This window comes from Methanobrevibacter sp., assembly GCF_045116495.1.
Taxonomy (GTDB): Archaea; Methanobacteriota; Methanobacteria; order Methanobacteriales; family Methanobacteriaceae; genus Methanocatella.
The window spans coordinates 1-3,053 of record NZ_JBGULU010000085.1; the positions used below are offsets into that span (position 1 = coordinate 1).

Below are 3,053 nucleotides of genomic sequence, written 5' to 3' on the forward strand. Positions count from 1 at the left end.
TAATCTTCCCCCTATTCTAACCATATAGCATTTACTGGGCAAAACATTTGACATGTTCCACACAATTCACATTTTTCAGGACTGAAAAGTTTGATAAAACCGTTTTCTACCATCATAATAACTTCTTCAGTCTTTGCACCACTACCACCAGCATTTTCAGGACTGATAGCTGCATTAACAGGACAAGCAATTACACAAATCCCGCATCCTAAACAATTATCTTGATTTACTTTAAGTTCCATCTAATCACCTAATCTTTAATAGCATCTAAAGCATCTTTCCAAGTAGTAGAGTTAATAGGAGTGTGGTCAACTTCAGTTCTTAATACGGTAATTGCATCGTTAGGACATGCTTTTTCACATGCTTTACAACGTACACAGTAGTCATTGAAAGCAGTTACATGTTCCATTCTAGAACCTGGACCTGAAGATACTGGGAATGCTAAAGCATTACATTGACAGATATCTACACAAGCTCCACAAGCTTGACATTTTTCGTCATCAATTTCAATAGAACCTTCAAATGGTTTTTTGACTTTTGCTGCATCAGTTGGACATACTCCTTCACACCATCCACAGTATACACAAAGGTCTGAGTCAATGACAGAGTTTCCTTTAACAACAGCATTTGCAGGGTCTAAATCATATTCTCCGTAGTTACATGCTCTACAAATTGCTTTAATAGCGTTGGTAGGACAAGCTTTTTTACATACTAGACAGTAAACACATTTGTCTTTGTCAATAACGATGGATTCTTCACCAGTTACTTGATCTACGACAATTGCTTCTGCAGGACATAATTCTTGACATACACCACAGTAAATACATTCTTCTTCATCAACATTGATTTCACCAGTTACCAAATCAGCACGGTTTGGTAAGATTCTTTCAATAACGATTGCATCACGAGGACATGCGGCTTCACATCTTTTACAGTAGATACATTCATCGTCATCGATTTCAGAGAAAGCGTTATAATGAGGATATGCTTCAATTTCTTTAATTGGAGTACCGTCAATAGTTAATACTAATGCATCAACAGGACATAATCCACTGCACATACCACATAATACACATTTGTTTTCATCAATGCTTATTCTTTGGATATCTGGAGCTTCTTTGATATTTTGACTAATCTTGTCATGTCCGCTGAAGTAAGTTTCAAAACCTACACGAGCGTCAATAGCAATTGCATTTAGGGTAATTGCTTCAACAGGACAGGTAGACTCACAAATACCACAACCAAGACAAACATGGTCATTGAAAGACAAGCTTCTAACTTCGTCTGCTGACCTTGTAATGTCAAAGTTATTGTCTTTTACCTCTTTTAAATTTCTAATCATATTAAATCTCCAAAATTTTTATCGAATTAGTTGGGCATTCATCAATACATAACTGACACCCACAACATTGTATGGAGTCTGCATGTGCCTTCAATGACTCTAACTTAATAGCCTTCATTGAACATGCATTTACACATAAGCCGCAACCAATACAAGAATCTTCTACATTTACTTCGAAATTCCTTTCTTGGCAAATATTCACAATTTTTCGACTCTGTTCTGGTTCATCAAATATAGCCTCAGTCATTTTCAAGAAATCTCTAGGAGAAAGTTCCGTGATAGTTCTTGCAACATCGATTGAGTTCCAAGACAAGTTACTTCCATTCAAATAATGTGATATGGTAGATCTATCAACTCCTAACTCGTTAGCAATTGCTTGGTGACTTTCACCAGCATCCTTCAACTTGACCGCAGCCAAATATTTTAAACCAGATGCAATATGTTTCGGCATTTGAACCACCATGTGTAATGATTACACATATGTTTTCTTATATAAATATATTTGCCTACTAGACTCAAGACACAAGCTTTATATATTACTGTGTAGTAACTACACAAAATTTTTTTTAAAAATTAACTAAAATACTCCAAAATATGAAATATTTCCAAATAATATTATTTAAACTAAAATAAAATACTAATAATTATTAAATTTAATATAGAACGTTAATATACCTTAAAATTACAAAAAATTGAAAAAATTCATCAAAATTAGTATTACTAACATTAACAAAAAGTATTATGAAAATGGCGAAAATTAAGGAAAATTTTTAGGTATGCCTAAAATGTGTAGTAACTACACATAAAACATTTAGAAATTTTTAATTAATACTTATAATATAATATTAATGGGGATTATAAAATGAAAATAGTGTCAATTGTCGGAAGAAAAAATACCGGAAAAACTTCACTGACTGTAAAGGTTATTGAAGAGCTTACCAAAAGAGGGTATAATGTAGCATCCATAAAACATTCGCATCACTCCATTGAAATGGATAAGGAAAATACCGATACCTGGAAACATAAGCAGGCCGGTGCCAATTTAGTTGTGGGCGTTGGGTCAACAACATTTTTCAATGCACGACAGGAAATGGACTTGAACAGGATACTATTTTTAATAAAACATATTGGCAACTTTGATTTTGTAGTTATTGAAGGGTATAAAAGCTACAACTATCCAAAAATCATTACATCCCCTAATGTTAGAGATGATTATACTATCTGCGAAGTGGATTCCTTTGCTATTGATGAGAAAGGAGTAAGTGAACTTGCTGATCTCATTGAGCAAAGGGGCCATGATATAGTGGATACTTTATTTGCCCGTAATTGCGGATACAATGATGGAGAAGTTATTGCCTCAAAAATACGGGAAGGCAGTTTGACTGTTGAAGATTTGGACAAAACCCACAGTTACCTGTCCATTGACGGGAAAGTCGTTGGTTTAAACAGATTTGTTAGCGATTATCTAAAGCAAAATGTTTTGGGAGTTATTAACACCTTAAACCTTAAAGATTATGGAGTGGACACAATTGGAAAGGTTGAACTTATAATTCCTGATGCAAACAGCAGACAGAAGCCAAAAGAATGCCTTACTGAAATTGAAATCAACAACAGTCCTCTTGTAATAAATTCATTTACCAATGACATTGTTACAAATTCAATAAAAGCAATGGTCAACTCACTTAAAACCGATGGAGAAGTTGATAAAATA

General features: G+C 34.0%; 4 protein-coding genes. 1 reads left to right on the top strand and 3 read right to left on the bottom strand.

All coding sequences use genetic code 11. The features are described 5' to 3' along the window. Nucleotides 1-11: 11 nt before the first annotated feature. The 3 genes from ACJMLH_RS04305 to ACJMLH_RS04315 are packed head-to-tail and all read right to left on the bottom strand — an operon-like array spanning nt 12 to nt 1,805. Entirely contained in the window at nt 12-242 is a 231-nt protein-coding gene (locus ACJMLH_RS04305; RefSeq protein WP_295611854.1) for a ferredoxin family protein, read from the bottom strand. 8 nt (nt 243-250) lie between these two features. Further along, nucleotides 251-1,342 carry a tungsten-dependent formylmethanofuran dehydrogenase subunit FwdF gene (gene fwdF / locus ACJMLH_RS04310; protein WP_405275059.1) on the bottom strand — a complete coding sequence of 364 codons (1,092 nt, stop codon included), beginning with the start codon at nt 1,340-1,342 and terminating at the stop codon, nt 251-253. Nucleotide 1,343: 1 nt separating this feature from the next. Next, nucleotides 1,344-1,805 carry a 4Fe-4S binding protein gene (locus tag ACJMLH_RS04315; RefSeq protein ID WP_295611852.1) on the bottom strand — a complete coding sequence of 154 codons (462 nt, stop codon included), beginning with the start codon at nt 1,803-1,805 and terminating at the stop codon, nt 1,344-1,346. A 399-nt stretch (nt 1,806-2,204) separates the two neighbouring features. On the opposite strand from ACJMLH_RS04315, the gene mobB reads away from it, so the two are divergent. Beyond that, the coding region (gene mobB, locus ACJMLH_RS04320) for a molybdopterin-guanine dinucleotide biosynthesis protein B (RefSeq protein WP_405275061.1) at nt 2,205-3,053 on the top strand (849 nt) is incomplete at its 3' end.

Coding starts and splice junctions, on each gene's coding strand:
- ACJMLH_RS04315 (WP_295611852.1), bottom strand. CDS start 1,805: ATGGTGGTTCAAATGCCGAAACATATTGCATCTGGTTTAAAATATTTG.
- ACJMLH_RS04305 (WP_295611854.1), bottom strand. CDS start 242: ATGGAACTTAAAGTAAATCAAGATAATTGTTTAGGATGCGGGATTTGT.
- fwdF (WP_405275059.1), bottom strand. CDS start 1,342: ATGATTAGAAATTTAAAAGAGGTAAAAGACAATAACTTTGACATTACA.